This window comes from Streptomyces sp. NPDC002032 (assembly GCF_042890765.1).
Lineage (GTDB): Bacteria > Actinomycetota > Actinomycetes > Streptomycetales > Streptomycetaceae > Streptomyces.
On the sequence record NZ_JBIASM010000010.1, the window covers coordinates 154517 to 172921 of the forward strand.

General features: G+C 71.9%; 20 protein-coding genes and 3 pseudogenes. 12 read left to right on the plus strand and 11 right to left on the minus strand.

The window, feature by feature from the left end:
- Positions 1–116 precede the first annotated feature (116 nt).
- Together ACFYYT_RS23365 and ACFYYT_RS23370 are read right to left on the minus strand one after the other, a co-directional pair.
- Positions 117–461, minus strand: coding sequence for a beta/gamma crystallin domain-containing protein (locus ACFYYT_RS23365; RefSeq protein WP_351820462.1), 345 nt, complete (start codon positions 459–461; stop codon positions 117–119).
- Positions 462–680: 219 nt separating this feature from the next.
- A pseudogene (locus tag ACFYYT_RS23370) lies at positions 681–854 on the minus strand (IS5/IS1182 family transposase); the annotation flags it as partial.
- A 270-nt stretch (positions 855–1124) separates the two neighbouring features.
- Between ACFYYT_RS23370 and ACFYYT_RS23375 the strand changes: the two are divergent.
- Entirely contained in the window at positions 1125–1565 is a 441-nt protein-coding gene (locus tag ACFYYT_RS23375) for a GNAT family N-acetyltransferase (protein ID WP_388609209.1), read from the plus strand.
- A 95-nt stretch (positions 1566–1660) separates the two neighbouring features.
- Here ACFYYT_RS23375 and ACFYYT_RS23380 read toward each other — a convergent pair.
- The 3 genes and pseudogenes from ACFYYT_RS23380 to ACFYYT_RS23390 all read right to left on the minus strand — a co-directional run.
- Positions 1661–2376, minus strand: a pseudogene (locus ACFYYT_RS23380) (IS5 family transposase); the annotation flags it as partial.
- 75 nt (positions 2377–2451) lie between these two features.
- Positions 2452–2819 (minus strand): annotated as a pseudogene (locus ACFYYT_RS23385) (transposase); the annotation flags it as partial.
- A gap of 269 nt (positions 2820–3088) precedes the next feature.
- Complete coding sequence (locus ACFYYT_RS23390) at positions 3089–3676, minus strand: TetR-like C-terminal domain-containing protein (RefSeq protein WP_351820456.1); 588 nt, start codon at positions 3674–3676, stop codon at positions 3089–3091.
- A gap of 19 nt (positions 3677–3695) precedes the next feature.
- Here ACFYYT_RS23390 and ACFYYT_RS23395 point away from each other — a divergent pair, with 19 nt between their 5' ends.
- From ACFYYT_RS23395 to ACFYYT_RS23405, 3 genes are all read left to right on the plus strand, one after another.
- On the plus strand, positions 3696–4127 hold the full coding sequence (locus ACFYYT_RS23395; RefSeq protein WP_351820453.1) for a DUF6463 family protein: 432 nt from the start codon (positions 3696–3698) through the stop codon (positions 4125–4127).
- Entirely contained in the window at positions 4124–4246 is a 123-nt protein-coding gene (locus ACFYYT_RS23400) for a hypothetical protein (RefSeq protein WP_351820450.1), read from the plus strand. The genes ACFYYT_RS23395 and ACFYYT_RS23400 overlap by 4 nt, the downstream gene beginning before the upstream one ends.
- A 99-nt stretch (positions 4247–4345) precedes the next feature.
- Complete coding sequence (locus ACFYYT_RS23405; RefSeq protein WP_351820447.1) at positions 4346–4960, plus strand: DUF3995 domain-containing protein; 615 nt, start codon at positions 4346–4348, stop codon at positions 4958–4960.
- Positions 4961–5132: 172 nt separating this feature from the next.
- Here the strand turns inward: ACFYYT_RS23405 and ACFYYT_RS23410 are convergent, their stop codons facing one another.
- The 3 genes from ACFYYT_RS23410 to ACFYYT_RS23420 form a co-directional block, all read right to left on the minus strand.
- Entirely contained in the window at positions 5133–6845 is a 1713-nt protein-coding gene (locus ACFYYT_RS23410) for an MFS transporter (protein ID WP_351820445.1), read from the minus strand.
- 100 nt (positions 6846–6945) lie between these two features.
- The gene (locus ACFYYT_RS23415) at positions 6946–7977 is read right to left on the minus strand and encodes a hypothetical protein (RefSeq protein WP_351820442.1); all 1032 of its coding nucleotides are present in this window, start codon (positions 7975–7977) and stop codon (positions 6946–6948) included.
- Between the two features lie 62 nt (positions 7978–8039).
- The gene (locus ACFYYT_RS23420; RefSeq protein WP_351820440.1) at positions 8040–8417 is read right to left on the minus strand and encodes a hypothetical protein; all 378 of its coding nucleotides are present in this window, start codon (positions 8415–8417) and stop codon (positions 8040–8042) included.
- 65 nt (positions 8418–8482) lie between these two features.
- Between ACFYYT_RS23420 and ACFYYT_RS23425 the strand changes: the two genes are divergently transcribed.
- The 5 genes from ACFYYT_RS23425 to ACFYYT_RS23445 all read left to right on the plus strand — a co-directional run bounded on the left by ACFYYT_RS23425 (position 8483) and on the right by ACFYYT_RS23445 (position 13061).
- Positions 8483–8686: a hypothetical protein gene (locus ACFYYT_RS23425; RefSeq protein WP_351820437.1), complete on the plus strand. Its 204-nt coding sequence runs from the start codon at positions 8483–8485 to the stop codon at positions 8684–8686.
- The gene (locus ACFYYT_RS23430) at positions 8679–9020 is read left to right on the plus strand and encodes a PadR family transcriptional regulator (RefSeq protein ID WP_351820435.1); all 342 of its coding nucleotides are present in this window, start codon (positions 8679–8681) and stop codon (positions 9018–9020) included. Before ACFYYT_RS23425 ends, ACFYYT_RS23430 begins: the two co-directional genes overlap by 8 nt.
- On the plus strand, positions 9017–9919 hold the full coding sequence (locus tag ACFYYT_RS23435) for a hypothetical protein (protein ID WP_351820432.1): 903 nt from the start codon (positions 9017–9019) through the stop codon (positions 9917–9919). Before ACFYYT_RS23430 ends, ACFYYT_RS23435 begins: the two co-directional genes overlap by 4 nt.
- Before the next feature lie 130 nt (positions 9920–10049).
- Positions 10050–11273: an acyltransferase gene (locus tag ACFYYT_RS23440; RefSeq protein ID WP_351820429.1), complete on the plus strand. Its 1224-nt coding sequence runs from the start codon at positions 10050–10052 to the stop codon at positions 11271–11273.
- A gap of 747 nt (positions 11274–12020) precedes the next feature.
- Entirely contained in the window at positions 12021–13061 is a 1041-nt protein-coding gene (locus tag ACFYYT_RS23445; RefSeq protein WP_351820426.1) for an SGNH/GDSL hydrolase family protein, read from the plus strand.
- 41 nt (positions 13062–13102) lie between these two features.
- Here ACFYYT_RS23445 and ACFYYT_RS23450 read toward each other — a convergent pair whose 3' ends face one another.
- Entirely contained in the window at positions 13103–13594 is a 492-nt protein-coding gene (locus ACFYYT_RS23450; protein WP_351820423.1) for an FBP domain-containing protein, read from the minus strand.
- Between the two features lie 71 nt (positions 13595–13665).
- On the opposite strand from ACFYYT_RS23450, the gene ACFYYT_RS23455 reads away from it, so the two are divergent.
- Both ACFYYT_RS23455 and ACFYYT_RS23460 read left to right on the plus strand, forming a co-directional pair.
- Positions 13666–14235, plus strand: coding sequence for a WHG domain-containing protein (locus ACFYYT_RS23455; RefSeq protein WP_351820420.1), 570 nt, complete (start codon positions 13666–13668; stop codon positions 14233–14235).
- Between the two features lie 47 nt (positions 14236–14282).
- A complete protein-coding gene (locus tag ACFYYT_RS23460) occupies positions 14283–15476 on the plus strand; it encodes a GDSL-type esterase/lipase family protein (RefSeq protein ID WP_351820417.1) in 1194 nt (397 codons plus the stop codon).
- Between the two features lie 23 nt (positions 15477–15499).
- On the opposite strand, the gene ACFYYT_RS23465 is transcribed toward ACFYYT_RS23460, so the two are convergent.
- On the minus strand, positions 15500–16390 hold the full coding sequence (locus ACFYYT_RS23465; RefSeq protein ID WP_351820414.1) for an oxygenase MpaB family protein: 891 nt from the start codon (positions 16388–16390) through the stop codon (positions 15500–15502).
- Between the two features lie 44 nt (positions 16391–16434).
- Complete coding sequence (locus tag ACFYYT_RS23470; RefSeq protein ID WP_351820411.1) at positions 16435–17058, minus strand: NAD(P)H-dependent oxidoreductase; 624 nt, start codon at positions 17056–17058, stop codon at positions 16435–16437.
- A gap of 174 nt (positions 17059–17232) precedes the next feature.
- On the opposite strand from ACFYYT_RS23470, the gene ACFYYT_RS23475 reads away from it, so the two are divergent.
- Positions 17233–18360, plus strand: a complete 1128-nt coding sequence (locus tag ACFYYT_RS23475) for an aromatic acid exporter family protein (protein WP_351820408.1) — start codon at positions 17233–17235, stop codon at positions 18358–18360.
- Positions 18361–18405: the final 45 nt, after the last annotated feature.

An 18405-nucleotide genomic window follows, 5' to 3' on the forward strand; every position in this document is an offset into this window, starting at 1 on the left:
GTCCGCACAAGGCGAACCGGGCCTCCGCAATGCTCACGCGTAGCTTTCCCGTCTTTACCGAGGGGAGGAAATGTGCGACCGCGATGGCGTAAAGGCGTGCACGTTAAAGGGGGGCGTCAGAGGATTTCGATGGAGTTGACCTGGGGCGGGCGATTGGGGAACGAGATCTCGGTCCAGCGGTCGATCCGGACGGAGTCGCCGTTGGCGTCGTAGTAGATAAGGTCGTTGTTGCCGGTGGAGATCTTGTCGACCCACCAGCCTCCGAAATCGGTCCGTCCCCTGTTCGCGTAGCAGTCCACGCTCTGGCGGCCCCCGCTGTGGGACCAGATCTTCAGGTAGTTCTCGCCTCCGCGGCACTCGACATGGTCGATGGCGTAGGCGTTACCGGGGATGGTCATCGTCAGCGAAGCCGCCGCCGCGAAAACAACGGCGGCCGATCGAAGGAACCTCTTCGGATTCATCGGCGCGATCTCTCCTTCACGGAATACGAGTCCTGGGTCTTCCGTGCCCGACAGGCGTGCAGAACCCGCACCGCGATGGACCGTCCAATGATTCGCGGTTGCACATCGAGATTCCCGCGCCATGGGTGGATCACGCAAGGGCCTTGGCTGCGCGCGACCGAAACCAACGGCATGATGTCTGATTTAGCCCTATGGATATCGGTTGGGTGATTTATAGGATTACACCCCGTTCGCGCTTCCGGATCTGCGGTGCGCGTCCCGCCACCAGATGAAGATGGCTGCGAGGTGGAGTCCGGCGAGGTGCATGGTGGCGGTCTTGTCGTAGCGGGTGGCCAGGTCGCGCCCTTGCTTGAGCGTGTTGATGCAGCGCTCGACGCTGTTCCGCTGTTTGTAGGCCTGGACTTGTCCGGTCGATCATGTGATGACCGCGCGCCCGCTCGTTAGGTCGAGCTCGGGCGGGTGATCTGAGAGGACGAGTGATGCCGACTCCAGAGTTCGTTCCGTCCGACGCGTACCAGCCCTTGCCGCCTGATGTCGAATAAATGGGTGCGGGTCGCTGGCCCCAGGCTGTTTCCTCACCTCATGGACACGACGAAACTGGTGCGTCTCTGCCCTTGGACGGACGACGACCTTTGGCTGCTCCGGCGGCGCAATACCTCGGAGATGACGACCTACCTGGGAGGCCCCGAATCGGACGCTGCCCTCCTCGCCCGCCACCGCCGCTGGACGGCCATGAGCGCGAACGCAGCGCACGAGGGCCGGGTGTTCCGCGTGGAGTCTCCGACGGGGGACACCGTGGGTACGGTCTCCTTCACGCCGAAGGAGCACGAGGGAGAGCCGATCTTTGAATTGGGCTGGGGCGTTCTCCCCGAGTACCAGCGCCAAGGATGGGCGACGGCCTCCGTCAGAGGCCTCCTTGCCCACCTGGCGGCCCTCCCCTCGGCGCACCGCCGCGTGGCGGTTCACGCCTTTCCCCGTGTATCGAACGAGGCCTCGAACGCGGTCTGCCGTGCGGTGGGCTTCGCCCTCCTCGCCGAGACGATGCACGAATTCCCCCCGGGCCAGCACCACGCCAGCAACAACTGGCGCTTCACCCTCCCGTGAAACCCCGAAGCGACCTCAGCCGGCGGGCATGTGCGGAGCCAGATGGTGAGGGCTGCTGCGGTTGCGGTGCCAAGGTAGACATAGCGGCGTTTGTCGTAGCGGGTAGCCACGGCCCGGTGCTGCTTGGGCCGGTTGATGGCCCGCTCGACGGTGTTGCGCTTCTTGTACCGCTCTTCATCGAAGCCCGGCGGCCGTCCGCCGCCTGACCCTTTGCGGAGGCGGGCGGCCTGGCTGTCGGTTTTCTCCGGGATGGTGTGCTGGATGCCGCGTCGTCGCAGGTAGTCGCGGCAGGGCCCGTTGCTGTATGCCTTGTCCGCGGCGAGACTGTCCGGCTTCTTGCGGGGCTTGCCCAGCCCGAGGCGGGGGACGCGGATCTTCTCCAGCACCGGTTTGAACTGGGTGTAGTCGACCCGCTGACCTGGCGTGACGACCAGGGACAGTGGGCGGCAGCGGCCGTCCGCACTCAGGTGGAGCTTTGTGGTGAAGCCGCCACGCGAGCGGCCCAGGCCCTCGCCTCCTGCACCACCTCCTCCCAGTCGATCTCACCCGCCGCGTCGGCCTCGGCTTGGACCTGCTGGAGCAGTCGTTCCCAGGTGCCGTCGGCCGACCACAACCGGTGCCGTTCATAGACCGTTTTCCACGGGCCGAACCGTTCAGGCAGGTCCCGCCATTGCACTCCGGTCGGCACCCGATGGAGAATCCCGTCGATCACCTGCCGGTGGTCCCGCCACCTGCCACAACGCCTGTTGCTGACCGGCAGGAACGGCCGTAGCCGTTCCCACTCGGCATCACTCAGATCACCCCGCCCCATGTCCGCGTCAACGACCCGAGCGCGGAGTAGTCACATGATCGGCCGGACAAGTCCTAGCGATCGAAGGCCGGCGGCCTGGTCGGCGGGCTGTGGGATCACCGCCCGGATCCCGCGGCGCCGCGGATGGGGACGGCTCGCGCGCGACGAGTACGCCTAGTCGGCCAGGACCACGTCGGGGGCCACCCTGGGTCGGCCAACCGGCCGCGGAACCCGTAAGCGGGCCATGAGCTTCGGGAACGCGGGTGCGTCACCGGCCCGGCCGGGTGTGACGGGGAAGGCCAGGGGCCGACAGCGGTTGTCGGCGGCCAGGTGGATTTTCGTGGTCGGTCCGCCGCGGGACCGTCCCAGGGCATGGTCGGCGGGCTCGCCGTGCGGGGCCCCTTTTGCCAGGCCCCGGCGGCGTGCTGGTGGGCACGGACGATGGTGGAATCGCGGGCGACGGCCCCAGGCGAGGTCGCCTTCGGCGTTCGACGTCTTGCAGCTCGACAGCTGGGACTTGCTCGACCTCCCTGCGTCGAGCGCCGCGCCCGCCTGGAGGTCTTGTTCGCCGACCACGCCCGGTCTCCCATGCCGAGAGGGCCCGCATGAGGACGGGCCGGGCGGCCGGAGCGGGGGGATGTTCCGTCACGCGCTGCGGTTCGAGCGGCTGCGTCCGGATGTCACCGCCAGGTCGTGGGCGTCTGGTGCCGTGGGCACTGGGGAACGCCGTCGGTCAATCGCCCCGGGCGGCGGCTTCGGTGATCGCGGCGATGCGCGACGCGAGGGCGGGGGTGGGTGGCTGGGCGAGGAGGAACAACCAGGCGTACGCGGTGCCGAGGATGGCGGCGTGTACCACTGCGGGGTCCGCCGGTGTGGTCAGTTCGCCTCGCTGGTGGGCACGTTCCAGCAATGCGGTGATCTGTGCGCGCTCTTCGGCGATGAAGGTCTCCTGGAACCGCGTGGCGATGTCCGGCTGCTGTTGCAGGTCCGCGAGCAGCCCCGGGGTGGCTGCGGCGGTCACCGGGTCGGAGAAGATCCCCAGGATCAGGTTCGCGAGCGCGGTGAGGTCGCCGGTGAGCGTTCCGGTGTCGGGCAGGGGCTGCGATTTTCTCCCGTGGACGAGGACGGAGAAGACGAGTTCGCCGCGCGAGGTGTGGCGGCGGTAGATGGCCGCTTTGCCGATGCCTGCCTTGGCGGCGATGGCGTCCATGGTCAGGCCGGCGTATCCCACGCGCGGAACCAACTCGCGTACCGCGTCGCGGATTGCGGCGTCCACGCGGGTCTCGCGCGGGCGGCCGGTGGGTTGCTTCGGAGGCTGCATTGCTCCACTATACGAAACTGTGAGTATCGGAACTGGATGTATCGAAACTACTGCCGCAGGCGGCAGTGCACGCGCCCGCGCCCTGACCCTGTGGGCGGGCCGCGGCGCGGTATCCATCGGCGGCCTCCACGCCGCGCTCTTCGCCGTCAAGAGCCGGTCGGAATGGGGTGGCTGGCTGTCGGGCGCGCTACGTGGCGCGGACCCCGATTCCCGCGCCGAGACGCTGCGCCTGTTCTGGGCACTGCCGGGCGGTTTCGCGGTGCCGCTGATCCTTTTGGGTCTGCTGCTGTCGCGGATGGCCCGCACCGGCCAGGAGGTCCCGCGCTACGTGGGATGGGCCCTGGCGGGCTGGGTGGTGCCAGCCGGATGGATCTTGGAACCGTCCGGATTCCTGCTGGGACTGGTGCCGGCCGTGCTGCTCATTCTCGCGTCCACGACACGGCGGTCGTGAGTGCCATTCATGAGCGCAAAACCTTGTTCTTCTTCTTTCAACCGTTTCAGGGCGCGTCTTTGGAGACGGCCATGGGCAACGCCGTCGATCCGACCGCGGTGTGGGCGATGCCCCGCTGACCGTCAGCCGCCGGCGCGTCCGAAGGTGACTCCCCCGTGGGGAGCCCGGTCGTTCGCGCGGACGACGTCCTGGCATCGAGTTCCGGAAGCGGTGGAGTCGTGACGATCAAGCATTCTTCGGGCAATCCAGTGCGTCCGGCTTCGATCCGGGCGCTGGACCTCCGTCGGGGCAGGTGGCCCGGGTTCGCAGTTGCGGCATGGGGGTTTCTGTTCGCGGTACCCAGCTTCCACTGGGCGATGGGTGGCACCTTCGGTGCGCAGTCGACGGTCGCTCCGGAACTGATAAAGCTCGCTGATGACCGGGTGGCGTGGTTCCTGGCCGTCTTGTGGGTGACCGGTTTCCTGAAGCTTTTCGGGGCTTTGGTCGGTATCGGCCTGACGCGCCGACGCGGCAAGTGGACGGGTCGACTCATGGTGTTCTGTGGCGGTGGTGCAGCGGTGCTACTGGTCTGGCACGGATGTCTGTTCGTTGTCCACGGGGTGCTGGTTGAAGCCGGGGCGCGCGCTGTCGCGCCGGATCTGGCCGGGCTGACCCACTGGTACCTCTACCTGTGGGGGCCGTGGTTCATTGCCGGCGGTCTGGCCTTTGCCGCGGCCGCCACACATTATGTCCGCCGCCACGATGGACAGCGTGAAGTGCGGCTTTACGGCTGTGTGGGGGCGCTGGGCGCGCTGTTTCTGTCGTTGGCCTCGACAGCCACCGGGATTGGCTGACGGCTGCCGCTCCAGCCGCCGGCCGCCATGACCGTGACGCCCGAATGGGGGCGTGGGATGCCATCAACTCCACTGGTGCCACCCGGCACTTGCATGCTCGCCCGAAGCCGGGCCGCGCGCACGTGGAGCTGGTGGGCGGCCCGCTGGACGGTGAAGACACGCAGGAAAAGGTCTAGGCGGAGTCGGGGAGCGGGAGTTGCGCGGAACCGTCGGGCCGGGGTGGGGGTGGGGGCGTGGGCAGGGGCGGGCGGCGGGTGCGTTCCGCCCAGGCGGCCACCGGCGGCCCCGCCGCGCCCAGGGCCGCGAAGAACACCCCGAGCAGCAGCCAGCCCGCGTGCCCGAGTCCGAGGACGGCCGTCGTGAGGACCAGCGGGGCCAGCGCCTGTCCGGCGTTGAAGCCGAGTCCGAACAGGCCCTGGTACTGGCCCTGCGCGTGGTCGGGGGCGAGACCGAAACCGAGCGCGAAGCCGCCCGAGGACTCCCACACCTCGCCGAGGCTGTGCAGGGCGACGGCGAGCACGGCGAGCAGCGGCGCCATCCAGACCGGCACGTCCGCGGTCAGGGCCATCAGGGGGCAGCTCACCAGGAACAGCAGCCCCGCGACGCGCAACGCCCGGCCGCCCTGACGCGGTGTCTCCACCCGGGAGCCGATCCGGCTCTGGAGCAGTACGCACACCCCGCTGTTGACCGCGTAGACCGCCGCCACCGTCCAGCGCGGCGCGTCGGTGTGCGCGGACAGCCAGACCGGCAGCAGCAGGGAGACGGTCTGGTATTGCAGGCCCATCGCCCCGTACAGCGCGACGAAGGACAGGTAGGGCCGGTCGGAGAGGACGGCCCGGCGGTGGTGTTCCGGCGGCCGGGGCAGCGGCCGGTAGGCGGGGACGCCGCGCAGGGCGACCAGGGCGGCGCCCGCGAAGCTGGCGGCGTTGGCGAGGATGAGCACGGTGTAGGCCTCGCGCGTGCCGACCGAGACGGCGACGGCGGCGCCGAGCGTGCCCAGCACCACGCCGAGGTTGACGAACGTACGGAGCCGCGCCCTGAACGCCGCAGGGCGCGGGCCGCCGGCCCGGGCGATCAGCGCACCGCCCGCGGCGCCGCTCGCCGTCGCGGCGAGCCGGTCGAGGGTGGCGACGAGGGTGAAGGTGACCCAGTCGTGGATGAAGACGAACGCGGTCATCGCCGCGGCCTGCACCGTGACGGAGGCCAGCCAGACCGGGCGCGGCCCGTACCGGTCCGCCAGGTTCCCGGCCGGTATCCCGGCCGCCAGCCCGACCAGCCCGGCGACGGTGAGGCCGATGCCGACCTGTGCGGCGGGCAGGTGCACCACGAGGGTGAAGTAGAGCACCGAGGCGGTGTTGAACAGCCCGTTCCCCACCCGGCTGACGAAGCTCGCCACGATGAGGGCGCGCTGCGGACCGCTTGACGGCGGAGAGCCGGATATCCGCATGCTGAGACGCTTCCCGATCATGGAACACAGGCTAACCGCCGCCGTCCGGAAGCCGTCGGTGAAGGCGTCCCGTGCCGCGGCCGGCAGCGCGGCGGCCTGGTCCCGGGGAAGCGCGGTCGCGGCCCGGACGGCTCCGCCGAGCGAGTCGTGCGTGGCGGCGGCGACCTGCGCGGGGACGTCCGCCGGGACGGGGAAGCCGCGGTGGATGCCGGTGACGAGGGAGCCCAGTACCGCGATACCGAGGGCCGCACCCAGTTCGTAGGCCGTCTCGGGCAAGACGACCTCGGCGGTCACCGTGAAGGTGAGGCCCGAGCCGAGGCCGGCCAGGTACAGGGCCGGCCGGCGGCGTGCGAACCAGAAGAGGGCCCCCGAGCCCCAGGGGCCGGGCCGCGGACGGCCCGAGGTCCTCGCTGGGAACGGTGTCGCAAGGCCGATCACGGTCGCGTCGACGGTCACCAGGAGCGCGGCGAGGACCCGGACGGTCAGGGCCGGCCGGCGTGCGAGCGGTCCCTGTCCGGCAGGCGCGCCCGGGGGACCGTCAGGACGCGGGCTGGTGGAGCCAGGGCGCGCTGGTCGCCCAGAACATCACGTCCGCGCCCAGGGTCCGGCCGCCGAAGTCGGTGAACTCCTCCTTGGTGTAGGGCTTGCCGGTCGCGGGGTTGGTGTATGCGAAGTCGGGCTCCTGCACCGCCATCGCCACCATCGGGAGCCGGCCGCGGTAGCGCTCGAAGAAGGGGTACGAGTTCTCCATCTGCGCCTGCCGGTTCGGCAGGACGTCGGGCCCGCCCAGGCCCACGCCGTGGGCCCGGGCGAACGCGAAGGTCTGCGCCATGCGGCCGTGGTCGTTGTTCCACTCCCCGGGCCAGAAGTTCACGTACTGGATGAACTGGGTCCGCTTGAAGACCTTGGCTCCGAAGGCCATGTTGTCGAGTTCGGCCCGGAAGTAGGACTCGTCGGTGTAGCCGCTGTGGTCCTTGTCCGGGTCCACCTGAGTGGCGGTCTCGGGGAGGTTCACCCCCGCGAGGCGTCCGTCGAAGCGGTCCGCGAGGGCCTTGAGCAGGCTCTGGAAGCGCTGGCGCACCCGGGGGTTCCACTGGGCCGCGACGGCTCCCGGCTCACCGGCGCCGAGTCCGTTCTCGTTCGTGGTCGCCGCGGCCCCGCCGGCGTACTCCGGCTCCGTGAGCAGGTAGTCCGGAAGCCGGGTGGGGGCGCTGAAGAAACGGTCCTGCACCTGGACGAACAGCTTCTTGCCGCGCGGCCGGAGGTAGTTCAGGGCCTCCTCGATCGCGGAGAAGTCGTATTGGCCCTTCCGCTGTTCGAGGGCCTTCCACGGCACGACCACCTGCACGCCCGCGATGTCGGGCCGGCCGGCCAGGGGCTTCACCTCGGTGTCGAAGTCCCCGATCGAGGAGTAGAGGTACTGGGCCGGGCCCCGGCCCGCGCCCCCGCCGCCGGAGCCGGCGGGGGCCGGGGCGGCGGGGGCGGCGGTGGCCGTCGGCGCGAGGGCGGACGCGGCGAGGGTCGCGGCGAGGAGTACGCCGATCATGGCGGAGGACTGTCGGGTCGTCATGACCGGTGAGGCTAGGGAGCAGTTCTAAGAGGTTCGTGAGAGTTCGTGAGAGTTCAGGAGCGTTAGGCGGACCTGCGCCGCAGGGCCCGGCGGACCAGGTACAGGACCACGAGCAGGACGAGCACCACGAGCACGATGAGGACGAGCTTGCCGAGGAAGCCGCCCTTCTTCTTCTTGCTCTTCTTGCCCTTCTTGACGCCGGTGACGGCCCGGGCCTGGGAGGACGTCGGCGCGCGCAGCCCGCTCGCCACGCCCGAGCCCGCCGCGAGGGCGTCGTGCGGGAGCGCCGCCGCGGCGGGAGCCTGCCGCACCACGGCCGCGGCCGGCGCGCTCGCCGACGCGGTGGCCGCCGGGCCCAGCAGCAGCCCGGCCAGCACCAGGAGCGGTACGAGGGCTGCCGCCGCTGCGGGGCGTTTTCCTGGGCTGCTGTTCCTGGTCACTGTCTCCCCTGTTCTGCGAGGTCCCGGCCGGGTGGAATCCCTGGGGCCGGGGGCTGTGGAGCATCGTGGACGAGTTCCACCGCCGGGGCAAGAGCGGGGGCGACGTCAAGGGGCAGGGCAAGGGGTGCGAGGGCACGGCCAACGGCACGGGCAAGGGCACGGCCAACGGCACGGGCACGGCCAACGGCACGGGCAAGGGCACGGACCCGGCCGCGCCCTCCGCCCGACGTCATATGCCGGTGAATGACATATGCTGGTCACATGACTGACCGTGCGATGCAGGAACCGACCCTGCTCCTGCTCACCGCGCTCGCGGACGAACCACGCCACGGCTACGCCATCGCCCGTGAGGTGGAGGCGATCTCCGGCGGCCGGGTGAAGCTCCGGACCGGCACCCTCTACGGCGCGCTGGAGCGCCTGTTGCAGCAGGGACTGATCGAGGTCCACAGGGAGGAGGTCGTCGACAGCCGCCTGCGCCGCACCTACACCCTGACGTCCCCCGGCCGCGCGACCCTGGCCGCCGAGGCCGAGCGGATCGCCGCCACCGCGCGCGAGGCCACCCGGCGCCTGGGCGGTGCCACCGGCAAGGCGGCCACCGCGTGAACCCCGTACTGCTGCGCCTGTACCCGGCGGGATTCCGCCGCGCGTTCGGCAGCGAGATAGCCGAGTCCTACCGGGAGGCGACCGAAGGGGCGGGCCCGCGCGCCCGCCTGCGCGAAGCCGCCGACGTCGTCGCGCACGCCCTGCGCCTGCGCCTCGGCATCGGCTCCGCCCACCCCGGCGGCCGGCTCTTCGCCTGCGCCGCCCCCTTCAGCCTGGCCGCGACGGCCGCGTACGCCGCCTTCAACCTCATCGGAACCCTCGGCGACTGGTACGTCATGCGCACCGCCGGGGCCGTCGGCGCGGTGGGCCCGCTCATGACCCTGATGAACGGCTGCTACCTGCTGACCCTGATCGGCGCCGTGGTCGCGCTGGCCGGACGCCACGTCCCCGGGGTGCTGTGCGCCGTCGCCGGGGCGGTGGGCAGTTCGGCGAGCTTCCTGTACCCGATCCGGCTCATGCCGCCCGAACTGCCGTGGGAGGTGGTGGGCTTCCTGCTCGCGCCGGTCCTGATCGCCGCGCTCCCGCTCGCGTGCCCGCCGGACCTGCGCCCGGTGCGCCGCGTGCGCGGCGGGGCCGGGGTGCTCGCCCTGGTGGCGTGGGCCGTACTGCTGGTGGGCGCCATGGTGGTGACCGACCCGCTCGGCCTCGGCCTCGTCCTGCCCTGGCGGTTCGGCGTCCCGCTCGCCGCGGCCCTCGTCCTGGCGGGCCGCCCGGCCTTCGCCGGGATCCGCAGTACCGCCGCTCTCGCCGTCGCGGCGGCGCCGCTCCTCGTCACCCTCTACTTCTCGGGCTGGGTGAGCGCCGATGAACTCCTCACGGCCGTCGGCGCCCTGACCCTCGCCGCCGTGGCCCTGCGCATCAGCCGCCGGAACGGCTCCGATCCGGTGAAGCCGGCCTGATACGGGCGGACCGCCCGTCATGTCCCCTCCCCGCCGCCGGCGTCGTCCGGTGGCCGGGAGCGGCATGCCCTCCTCCCTCCCACACCGGCGGCCACCCGTGACGGACGGCCGCCCCGTCACAGGAGCTCCCATGTCCGAGTCCGCGGTCCGCGACGCCGCCCGCACCCCGCTCCGCCCCGCCACCCGCACGCGGCTGGCAGACGCGCCGGCCGGCGGTGGACGCCTGGCCGCGATCGACGCGCTGAGGCTGCTGGCGGCCGTGGCGGTGGCGGCGTACCACTACGTGGGCACCCCCACCCCCCGCTTCTGGGGCGACACCCACGACCTGCCCCAGGCGGCCCCGCTGCTGCACGCCGTCAGCGGCTACGGCTGGCTCGGCGTGGAGGCGTTCTTCCTGATCAGCGGCTTCGTCATCTGCATGAGCTGCTGGGGGCGCACCCCGGCACGGTTCGCCGTCTCCCGCATCGCCCGGCTCTTCCCCCTGTACTGGGCCGTCGTCCTGCTCGTCGTCGCGATGGGGACCGTCACGGTGCTCATCGGACAGCGGTCAGGGGCGCCCACCGACCTGCGCACCACCCTCGGCAACCTGACGATGATCCCCGGCCCGCTGGGCGTGGACTTCACCGCGGGCGTCGCCTGGACCCTCTGGGTGGAGGCCCGCTTCTACCTGCTCATGGGCGCCCTGCTGCTCATCGGCCTGACCTATCTGCGCGTCGTGGCCTTCGGATTCCTCTGGCTGGTCCTGGCCTCCATCGGCCGCGAGCTGGAGTCGGCCGTCCTGGACGAGCTCCTGCTGAGCCAGTACGCGGGCCTCTTCGTCGCCGGCATCGCCTGCTACCTGATGCACCGCTTCGGCCCCAACCTGCTCCTGTGGCTGCTGACCGGCTTCGCCTGGTGCTACACCCTCACGGTCCTGGAGGACCGCGTGGCCACGCACCCCACCTCCGACTGGCCGGTCAGCGCGGCCGTGCTCACCGGCTTCCTCGTGCTGCTCGTCCTGGCCGCCCTCAGCCGGCTGCGCCACCTCCAGTGGCGGGCCCTGATCTACGCGGGGGCCCTGACCTACCCCTTCTACCTGGTCCACCAGAGCGTGGGCATACCCGTCGCGCGCGGGGTCCTCAAGGCGGGCCCGTCCCTCGGCCTGCTGCCGTCGATCGCCGTCGGCCTGCTGTTCTCCCTGCTCCTGGCAGCCGTGCTGAACTGGTACGTCGACCGTGGACTCGGCCCCCTGCTGCGCCGCCACCTCACCAGGGCCCTGGACCCCGCCCCGGCCGGGGCGGGGCGGCCCCGCGAGCAAGGGCGGGCGCTTCCGGGCCCGTTGGCGACGGCGGACCCCCGCCCGGCGGGAGACTGACCCGGCACCGGCCACGAGCGCCCCCGGCCGCGCCCGCGCGGACCTTCCCGCCTGGTCCCCGCCGCGGTGGTGATGGCGGGTCAGGTGACCTTGTGCGGCGGAGAGGACAACGCGTGCGCCTGGATCCGGAGGGCGGCTGGGCCGGCCGCTGCCAGGAGGCCGTGAACCTCGGCGCGCGCTGCACCGGGTGCGGAGGCCTGCGAACGGCACCGCCTGTGGTCGGGCGGCGGGACGTGGGAGCGTCTGCTCCGGCAGGTCCAGGCCGCCACCGACGCGGCGGGTGAGAGCGATCGGGACATCTCGGTCGGCTCCACGATCGTGCGGGCTCATCAGCACGCGGCCGGTCGCCCGGAGGTGGGCCTTGGCCGCGCGCGCGGCGGCTTCCTTTCGCCGCAGCAAGCCCTCCGCCGTTCGTCGGGTGACGAAGGTGTCACCACGGTCGAGCACAAGGCCCAGCAGTGGCTCTACGGCCCCCGGCATCTCGGCGAACCCTGCCGGGCTGTGACCGGCATCCGCCCGGTCACGCCAGTCATCGCTTCGCCCGGGTTCGCCAAGCGTCACGACCACCGCACGCCGCAGGCCACTGTCCACGGATTCGCCCGAAGATCTGACCATTTAGCTCGATCGGGGGCGATGAGTCCGATTCGGTGCAGGGGCAAGCCGAAGGCGTGGATGATCTTGGCCGAGGTGCCTTCCGCCCGGAGCCACGTTCCAACTCCGGGCGTTTTTGCAGATCCTGGAGGATCCATGCGACACCCTGTCTCCCGCCCGCGCACGCGCGCCCTGGCCGTCGGACTCGCCATGGCGGTGTCCGCGCTTGTGCCTTCCGGTTCCGCCGGCGCGGCCGATCAGTACCAGTGGGCCGCGCTGGGCGACTCGTACACCGCCGGCGTCTTCGTCGGTGACCCGCAGCCCGCGCTGGGCGACCCGGCACGGGACGGCTGCGACCGCACCAGCAACGCCTACCCCGACCTCATCGACCGAGAGCTGGCCGAGTTCCCGCCGGGCAGGCCCGTTCACCTGACCAACGTCAGCTGCGGCGCCGCCACCATCAGCGACATCGCCAAGTCCAAGCAGACACCGATCAGCCCGGTCCAGGCGCCCGAGGGCGGCTGGGCGGCGGTGGACACGCAGACCAAGCGGGCCGATCTGGGCGACCAGACCGACGTCGTCACCATCGGCGTCGGGGGCAACAGCCTGCCCTTCGGCGACATTCTGACCAAGTGCCTCACCCTGGGCACGACCGGCAGGTCCTGCCGCGACCACTACACCAATCCTCCCGAGGGGGAGGAAAGCATCCAGGACAGGCTGGCCCGGGTCCAGGACGAGTACATCGAGATGCTGGCCCAGGTGCATCGGGACGCGCCCCACGCCAAGGTGATCACGGTCGGCTATCCGGCCGTCCTTCCCGACGACAGCAGTGCCTGCAACCGCCTCGCCCTCACCGAACTCGGCGCGATCACCCACACCGACGTCGACTGGCTCCGCGACGACGTCCTCAAGCAGCTGAACAGCACCATCCAGCGGGTCACGCACTACTTCGGCGACCGCTTCGTCGACGTCTACTCCTCCAGCGTCGGCCACGACGCCTGCCAGCCCGCCGGCACCAAGTGGGTCGAGGGCATCTGCGGCGACGCGGAGGACTACTGGCCCACCAAGGTCCCCGGCACCCTGCTGAACTGCGGCCTCGTCAACAAGCACGTCACCCTCGTCCACCCCAACGCGGAAGGCCACGCCAACACCGCAGCCCATGTCGAGCGGGCCATCCGCATCGCCCTCGAAAGCTGACCGCTGAATGAGGGCTGCGGGTCACTACACCTGGCCGGGACTCAAGAGGTCACCTTGGCGAGGAAGCCGGACAGGTTCACCACCATCCGCTGGATCTTCTCGTCCAGGGTGATCGTCTCGTGGAGACGGCCGCCGATCCCCGCGTCCTTCTTGCCCCGCACGTACAGGGAGCAGGCCAGGTCGCTGCATATGTACGTGCCCACCGAGTTGCCCTGCTTCCCGGCCTTGCCCGCCTTCGGCGCGACCATCAGCGAGACGCCCGCGGAGTGCGTGGTCAGGCAGAGCGAGCACATGTTGCGCTTGCCCTGGCCCACCAGGTGGTTCGGCGAGCGCATCGCGACGGCCCGCGCGGCCCCGTCCCGTTCGACCACCAGATAGGTGCGGTCCGGGGCTTGCGGGTCCCGCCAGCCCAGGTACTCCATTTCCTCCCAGGGGCGCTCGTCCAGGTCGCGGGGTATGGACAGGCGTCCGGCCTCCCCCTTGGAACAGTTCACGAACGCGGCGCGGATCTCTTGCTCGGTCAACGGCTTCATAAGGCCCAAGCTAGTTTGCCTAAAGCTCTTAGGCAAATGCATACTGGCTCAAGGCAAACAGGAGGATGTTGATGGCACGGGTGGGACTGACGACGGAACGGCTGGTCCAGGCGGGCGCCGAGCTCGCGGACGAGCTCGGGTTCGACCAGGTGACCGTCTCCGAGCTGGCCCGACGCTTCGGCGTCAAGGTCGCGAGCCTGTACGCGCACGTGAAGAACTCCCGCGACCTCAAGACGCGCATCGCCCTCCTCGCCCTGGAGGAACTCGCCGACCGAGGCGCCGACGCGCTCGCGGGGAGGGCCGGCAAGGACGCCCTGACCGCCCAGGCGAACGTGTACCGCGACTACGCCCGCCGGCACCCCGGCCGCTACGCCGCCGCCCAGTTCCCCCTCGATCCGCAAGCCGCCGCCGCGAGCGCCGGCGGCCGCCACGCCCAGATGACACGAGCCGTCCTGCGCGGCTACGACCTGGACGAACCGGCCCAGACGCACGCCGTCCGCCTCCTCGGCGGCTTCTTCCACGGCTATGTGAGCCTGGAACTGGCGGGCGGTTTCAGCCACAGCGCCCCCGGCTCGCAGGAGTCCTGGGAGCAGTGCCTGAACGCCCTCGACGCGCTCCTGCGCAACTGGCCCGCCTCCTGAGCCGGACCGCCGACAGCCCCCGTCACTGCGAGCACCAGGGACCGACCATGCCCGGCACGACCACGGACCACCACTGGATCACCACCCCCCTCACCGAAGGGCTCGTACGCGGCGCCCTCGAACTGGAACGCACCGCACACGGCCTGCTGCCCCACCGGCTCCCCGCCCCGGCCCGCCGGCAGATTCCCGAGGGCGACCTGATCGCCATGGCGGAGGTGCAGCCCAGCGGCGTACGGCTCGCCTTCCGCACCCGCGCGACCGCCGTCGAACTGGACACCCTGCGCACCAAGAACGCCTACGCGGGCGCCCCGGACCGGCCCGACGGCACATACGACCTGGTCATCGACGGCCGCCTCGCCGGCCGCGCGAGCACCACGGGCGGCAACACCCTGCTCGTCGACCTGTCCGCCGGGACCACCAGCACCGTCCCCGGCCCCGTGGGCACCGTCCGCTTCACCGGCCTGCCCGACCGGGAGAAGGACGTCGAGATCTGGCTGCCGTACAACGAGATCACCGAGCTCGTCGCCCTCCGTACGGACTTCCCCGTCCTCCCCTCGCCCGTCCCCGAGGGCCGCAGGACCTGGCTGCACCACGGCAGTTCCATCAGCCAGGGCTCGGACGCCGAGAGCCCGACGACCGTCTGGCCCGCGCTGGCCGCCCGGCGCGGCGGGGTCGAGCTGGTCAACCTTGGCTTCGGCGGCAGCGCCCTGCTCGACCCGTTCACCGCGCGCGCCATGCGCGACACCCCGGCCGACCTCATCAGCGTCAAGATCGGCATCAACATCGTCAACACCGACCTGATGCGCCTGCGCGCCTTCGGGCCGGCCGTCCACGGCTTCCTCGACACCCTGCGCGAAGGCCACCCGGCCACCCCGCTCCTCGTCGTGTCGCCCGTCCTGTGCCCCATGCACGAGGACACCCCGGGCCCCACCGCCGCGGACTTCGAGAACCTCGGCACGGGCCGCCTGAAGTTCAGGGCCGCCGGCGACCCGGCCGAGGTCGCGGCGGGCAAGCTCACCCTGAAGGTGGTACGGGACACCCTCGCCCGCATCGTCGAAGCCCGGGCGGCCACCGACCCGCACCTGCACTACCTCGACGGCCGCGAGCTCTACGGCGAGCAGGACAGCGCCGAACTCCCCCTCCCCGACCGGCTCCACCCCGACGCCGCCGCCCACCGCCGCATCGGCGAGCGCTTCGCGGAACGCGCCTTCGGCCCCGCCGGGCCGTTCGCGGCGCACTGAACCGCGACTGGACCGCGGCCGGTTCAAGGCGCCGGCGCGGGCGGTGGGGGCGGCGGCGGGGTCAGGGCCCAGCGGATCGAGCGCGTCAGGGCGTGCCCCGACAGGCGGACGCAGGCCGCCGCCGGGCCCGTCGCGGGGCGCAGGCCCAGCAGGCCGGACGCCCACGGGGGCAGCAGCGCGACCGCGTTCGCGGCGAGCAGTGCGTACGGGGGCCGGGCGGCGCGGGGCAGGGGCGGTTCGCGCAGCAGGAAGCGGGCCGCGTCGAGGGCCTCGGGCGTGGCCTCCAGCTCCGGGCGGTAGCGCCCGAGCAGGGCCGTCAGCGCGGCCCGGTCGCGGGGCGGGTCCACCACGCCGAGGGCCGTCGCGACCCGCGCGGTGTCCGCGACGTAGGCGTCGTACCCGGCGGGGTCCAGGGGGTGCGCCCCGAAGCGCTCGTGGGCCCGCAGGAAGCTGTCGACCTCGGCGGCGTGCACCCAGCCCAGCAGGTGCGGATCGGCCGCGCGGTACTCCCGGCCCGCCGCCGTGGTGCCCCGTACGGAGGCGTGGACCGCCCGGACCCGGTCGACGGCGAGCTGCGCGTCCCGCGCGGTGCCGTAGGTGGTGACGGCGAGGAAGGTGCTGGTGCGCTGGAGCCGGCCCCAGGGGTCGCCGCGGAAGCCGGAGTGCGCCGCGACCGCGGCCATGGCGAGCGGGTGCAGGGACTGGAGCAGGAGTGCGCTCAGACCCCCGATGAACATGGAGGCGTCGCCGTGCACGGTACGGATGGGGCATCCGGGGCCGAACCAGCGGGGCCCGGGCGTGGTGTGGATCCGGGCGCGGTTGGCGGGGCCCGAGGGCCCGGCCACCCGGCTGAACAGCGTCGCTCCCACCCGCTCCCGCAGATACCGCCGACCGCCGCGCTGGGACTCGTCCATGCCGGTCTCCTGCCCGCCCGGGCCCCGTCCGACGCCCCCGCCGCTCAGGAGGGCGGGTAGACGCTGCGCTTGAGGCGCCGGGCGAGGGGCGCGGTGTTCGCGGCCAGGGTCCTGGTGGTGGCGGCGGTCTTCTCGGGGGTCTTGTCGAGGTCCTGGTAGTCGGTGCCCTGCATGGCTTCGCCGACCCAGTAGGTGACGGCGTTCGGGGCGAGGGAGAAGCCGACGTCGTTGAGGCCCTGGAAGAGGTCGGCGCTGACCTTGTGCGCGCCGTCCTCGTTGCCGACGACGCAGACCGCGGCCACCTTGCCGTAGGTGAGCATGCGGCCCTCCTCGTCGCTCTCACCGATCTCCGCGTTCAGGCGTTCCAGCACCCGCTGGGCGACGCTGGAGGGGTGGCCGAGCCAGATCGGCGTCGACAGGATCAGGATGTCGGTGCCGAGGATGGTCTCCCTGATGTCCGGCCAGGCGTCGCCGCCTCCCATATCGGTCTCCACGCCGGGCTTCACGTCGTGGTCCGCGATCCGGACGGTCTTGCCGGTCACGCCGTGCTCGGCGAGCGCGTCCAGGGTCTGCTGGGCGAGCAGCTCGGAGCTGGAGGCGGCGGGGGACGGGGAGAGGGTGCAGACGAGCGCGACGGCGCGCAGCGGGGTGTTCTCTGTGGCTTCCATGACCCGCGACTACCCGGTGTTCCGGTTCCCACCCCGGGTCTTCCCCCGCGGCTCCTTCCCCGCTGCTCTTTCCCCCGCGGCTCTTTCCCGCGGCGGTCCTGGAGCCGGGCGGCCGGGGTCCGAGGGGTTCGCCGCGCGGCGGCCGGGAAGGCGCGCGGCAGGAGGTGGTCGACCTTGCCCGTATGGCGAGCGCTGCCCGCGAGGGCCAGGACGGTCGCCGCGGAGCGAGCCGGATACCTGCGGCGTGCCCTGCGCGGCACGGGAAGCGAACGGGACGCGCTCGTCCTCGGCGTGAAGTCGGTGCTCGCGGCCGTCGGGGCGTGGACGCTGGCCCGCTACCTGCTGCCGCCGGCCGTCTCCACCTTCGCGCCCTTCACCGCGCTGGTGACCTTGCAGGCCACGGTGTACCGCTCGGTGCGGGAGTGCGTGCAGTACCTCGTCGCGATGACGGTGGGGGCCCTGCTCGCCGCGTCGCTGGCCGGCGTGGCGGGCATCCACGTGTGGACGTTCGCCCTGCTCACCCTGATCGCGCTGGGCGTGGGGCGGATCCGCCGGTTCGGCCAGCAGGGCACCCAGGTCGCCGTCGTCGGCTTCTTCGCCTTCTCCTCCGGCGCGGGGCGGATCGACTACATCGGACACCTGGCGGCCTCCGTGGCCATCGGTGCGCTCTGCGGCCTCGGGGCCCACCTGATCCTCGCTCCCGCCCGCCACACCGACCACCGGCAGCAGGCCGTGGCCGACCTCTTCACCGCGACGGGCGAGCTGGCCGAAAACCTCGCGGGGGCCTTCGACAGCGCGGAACCCGACCTGGAGCGGGTACGGCGGTGGCGCCGCGACGGGCGGGAGCTGGCCGCGCGCTGCCACGACGTGCGCCACGGCATCGGGGCCGAGATCGAGAACGGCCGCCTCAACCCCCGGCGCAGCATCGCGGGAGCGGCCGAGGTCCTGCCCCGCGCGCGCGAAACGGTCACCGTCGCCGAACGCGCCCTCGACCACCTGCGGTCGATGACCCGGGCCCTCGACCACGCCATCGCCGACGGGGAGACGGAGCACCTGCCCGTCCCCTTCCGGGAGGGGCTCGCCTCCGTGCTGCGGACGGCGGCCACCGCCCTGCGGGAGACCGGCCGCGCTTCCCCGGACGAGGACGGCCGCCTCGGCGAACTGATCGACGGGGGTGGGACGGAACTCGAACGGGTCCGGCGGCAGGCACGTGCGACGGCCGATGCCCCCGCGTCGGTACCCGTGCTGCAGGGCGCGCTCCTCAACGACGCCGGACGGCTGCTGGCCGACCTCCGCCGCTGAGTCGCTGAGCCGCTCGTGGGGCTTCGCCACCGGGGCGCTGCGGGC